Origin of the sequence: Streptomyces anandii JCM 4720, assembly GCF_014650655.1 — a bacterium.
GTDB classification, from domain to species: domain Bacteria; phylum Actinomycetota; class Actinomycetes; order Streptomycetales; family Streptomycetaceae; genus Streptomyces; species Streptomyces anandii.
Genome location: NZ_BMVJ01000004.1, coordinates 457,851 through 461,576, shown reverse-complemented (window position 1 = coordinate 461,576; position 3,726 = coordinate 457,851). Strand labels below are relative to the sequence as shown.

The following is a 3,726-nucleotide window of genomic DNA, read 5'->3' as shown; positions in this document are numbered from 1 at the left end:
CAAGGGCGAGGTCATCAAGACGGTGCCCGAGTCGAAGATCGTGGAGACCCTCATCGAGGAGGCCATGAAGCTCGCCGGGCAGATGGAGCAGGACGGTGCCGCGGCCGGCGCCCCCGACGTCACGGGGACACCGACGGTGACAGTGAGTTGAAGCACAGCACGGACCGAGAGGGGGCCCAGCGTGACCATTCTGGAGAGCATCCGTGGACCACGCGACCTGAAGGCGCTGTCCGAGGCGGAACTCGGTGAACTGTCCGACGAGATACGTGACTTCCTGGTGCACGCGGTCGCCAGGACCGGCGGTCACCTCGGGCCCAACCTGGGTGTGGTGGAACTGACCGTCGCGCTGCACCGGGTCTTCGAGTCGCCGGCCGACCGGATCCTGTGGGACACCGGTCACCAGAGCTATGTGCACAAGTTGCTGACGGGACGTCAGGACTTCTCCAAGCTGCGCGGCAAGGGCGGCCTGTCCGGCTACCCCTCGCGCGAGGAGTCCGAGCACGACGTCATCGAGAACAGCCACGCCTCGACCGCGCTGGGCTGGGCCGACGGGCTCGCCAAGGCGCGCCAGGTGCAGGGGGAGAAGGGCCATGTCGTCGCCGTCATCGGGGACGGCGCGCTCACCGGCGGCATGGCCTGGGAGGCGCTGAACAACATCGCGGCCGCCCGCGACCGGCCACTGATCATCGTCGTCAACGACAACGAGCGCTCCTACGCCCCGACGATCGGCGGCCTCGCCAACCACCTGGCCACCCTGCGCACCACCGACGGCTACGAGAAGTTCCTGGCCTGGGGCAAGGACGTACTGCAGCGCACCCCGGTGGTCGGCAACACGCTCTACGAGTCGCTGCACGGCGCCAAGAAGGGCTTCAAGGACGCCTTCGCGCCGCAGGGCATGTTCGAGGACCTGGGGCTGAAGTACCTCGGTCCGATCGACGGGCACGACGTGCGCGCCGTCGAGTCCGCGCTGCGCCGGGCGAAACGCTTCCACGGGCCCGTGCTCGTGCACTGCCTCACCGAGAAGGGCCGCGGCTACGAGCCCGCCCTCGCCCACGAGGAGGACCACTTCCACACCGTGGGAGTGATGGACCCGCTCACCTGCGCCCCGCTCACGCCCTCCAGCGGACCGTCGTGGACCTCGGTGTTCGGCGACGAGATCGTGCGGATCGGCGAGGAGCGCGAGGACGTGGTGGCGATCACGGCCGCCATGCTGCACCCGGTGGGCCTCGGCAGGTTCGCCGAACGCTTCCCGGACCGCGTGTGGGACGTGGGCATCGCAGAGCAGCACGCCGCCGTCTCCGCGGCGGGCCTGGCCACCGGCGGACTCCACCCGGTCGTCGCCGTCTACGCCACCTTCCTCAACCGCGCCTTCGACCAGCTCCTCATGGACGTGGCCCTGCACCGCTGCGGGGTCACCTTCGTACTGGACCGGGCCGGCGTCACCGGCGTCGACGGGCCCTCCCACAACGGCATGTGGGACATGTCCGTGCTCCAGGTGGTGCCGACCTTGAGGATCGCCGCGCCGCGCGACGCCGAACAGCTGCGGGCGCAGCTGCGCGAGGCCGTCGCCGTCGACGACGCGCCGACGCTCGTCCGCTTCCCCAAGGAGTCGGTGGGCCCCGAGATCCCGGCGGTGGACCGGGTGGGCGGGATGGACGTGCTGCACCGGGCGGAGCGGCCCGAGGTGCTCCTGGTCGCCGTCGGCGTGATGGCGCCGGTCTGCCTGCAGGCCGCCGAGCTGCTCCAGGCACGCGGCATCGGCTGCACGGTCGTGGACCCCCGCTGGGTCAAGCCCGTCGACCCGGCGCTGCCGGAACTGGCCGCGGCGCACCGGCTGGTGGCGGTCGTGGAGGACAACAGCCGGGCGGCCGGGGTCGGCTCGGCGGTCGCGCTGGCGCTCGGCGACGCCGAAGTGGACGTACCGGTGCGGCGGTTCGGCATCCCGGAGCAGTTCCTCGCGCACGCCAAACGCAACGAGGTGCTCGCCGACATCGGCCTCACCCCGGTCGAGGTGGCCGGCCGCATCGGCGCCAGCCTCGCCGTCCGCGAGCAGGCCGGAGCGGCCGGGGACGTCATGGCAGTCAAGGAGAAAACCGAATGACCACCCAGTTCGACCTCGGCGCTCTCCTGGCCGAGCGCGGAGCCGAGCGCTACCAGCTGCACGCGAAGCACCTCAACCACCAGTTGCCGCGCATGCTGCACACCATCGGCTTCGACAAGGTCTACGAGCGGGCCGAGGGCGCCTACTTCTGGGACGCGGAGGGCAACGACTACCTGGACATGCTCGCCGGGTTCGGGGTGATGGGCCTAGGGCGCCACCACCCTGTCGTCCGCAGGGCGCTGCACGACGTCCTGGACGCCTCCCTGGCCGACCTGACCCGCTTCGACTGCCCGCCGCTGCCGGGCCTGCTCGCGGAGCGGCTGCTCACGCACAGCCCGCACCTGGACCGGGTCTTCTTCGGCAACAGCGGCACCGAGGCGGTCGAGACCGCCCTGAAGTTCGCCCGCCGCGCCACCGGTAAGCCGCGGATCCTGTACTGCGAGCACTCCTTCCACGGGCTGACCACCGGCTCGCTGTCGGTGAACGGCGAGGAGGGTTTCCGGGACGGCTTCGCCCCGCTGCTGCCCGACACCGCGATCCCGCTCGGCGACCTCGACGCGCTCGCCCGCGAGCTGAGGAAGGGCGACGTGGCCGCCCTGATCGTCGAGCCGATCCAGGGCAAGGGCGTCCACGAGGCCCCGCCCGGCCATCTGCGGGCCGCCCAGGAGCTGCTGCACAGGCACAAGGCACTGCTCATCGCCGACGAGGTGCAGACCGGCCTCGGCCGCACCGGCGACTTCTACGCCTACCAGCACGAGGGCGGCGTCGAGCCGGACCTGGTGTGCGTCGCCAAGGCCCTCTCGGGCGGCTATGTGCCGGTGGGCGCGACCCTGGGCAAGGACTGGATCTTCAAGAAGGTCTACTCCTCGATCGACCGGGTGCTGGTCCACTCGGCGAGCTTCGGCTCCAACGCCCAGGCCATGGCGGCCGGCCTCGCCGTGCTGTCGGTCATGGAGAACGAGCAGATCGTGGCGAACGCCCGGGCCACCGGCGAGCTGCTGAAGACCCGGCTCGCGGCCCTCGTCGACAAGTACGAGCTGCTCGCCGACGTGCGCGGCCGGGGCCTGATGATCGGCATCGAGTTCGGCCGGCCGAAGTCGCTGAAGCTGCGCGGCCGGTGGACCATGCTGCAGGCCGCACGCAAGGGCCTGTTCGCGCAGATGGTGGTCGTGCCCCTGCTGCAGCGGCACCGGATCCTGACCCAGGTCTCCGGCGACCACCTGGAGGTGATCAAGCTGATCCCGCCGCTGGTGATCGGGGAGGCGGAGGTCGACCGGTTCGTGGAGGCCTTCACCGCCGTGATGGACGACGCGCACGGAGGCGGGCTGATGTGGGACTTCGGCAAGACACTGGTGAAGCAGGCCGTGGCGAACCGGTGAGGCGCCGGTCACCGGGCATGGGGCCGGGGACCGCGCCGTAGGAGTTCAGGCCGTGCGGGCTTTGCCTCTCAGGCAAGAAATTTGCCGCTGAGGCAAGGCTGGGGCTCAATGGAGTCATGAGCTCTCCCGAGTCCGAGCCCTCGGCGGGCCCGGCCGAGACCCTGCCCGCCGTCGCGCCCCAACTGCGCGCGCTGCGCCGCCGGGCCTCCCTCACCCTGGAGGCCGCGGCCCGCTCCGCCGGGCTGT

2 protein-coding genes and 2 pseudogenes are annotated in these 3,726 nt (G+C 71.2%); all 4 read left to right on the top strand.

Translation table 11 applies throughout. From position 1 onward, the window contains the following. A pseudogene (locus IE249_RS10810) lies at nucleotides 1-151 on the top strand (flavodoxin-dependent (E)-4-hydroxy-3-methylbut-2-enyl-diphosphate synthase); the annotation flags it as partial. Between the two features lie 30 nt (nucleotides 152-181). Next, the gene (dxs, locus tag IE249_RS10805) at nucleotides 182-2,101 is read left to right on the top strand and encodes a 1-deoxy-D-xylulose-5-phosphate synthase (protein WP_189704539.1); all 1,920 of its coding nucleotides are present in this window, start codon (nucleotides 182-184) and stop codon (nucleotides 2,099-2,101) included. Next, complete coding sequence (locus IE249_RS10800; RefSeq protein ID WP_189704538.1) at nucleotides 2,098-3,480, top strand: aspartate aminotransferase family protein; 1,383 nt, start codon at nucleotides 2,098-2,100, stop codon at nucleotides 3,478-3,480. The genes dxs and IE249_RS10800 overlap by 4 nt, the downstream gene beginning before the upstream one ends. Before the next feature lie 116 nt (nucleotides 3,481-3,596). Beyond that, a pseudogene (locus tag IE249_RS36885) lies at nucleotides 3,597-3,726 on the top strand (XRE family transcriptional regulator); the annotation flags it as partial.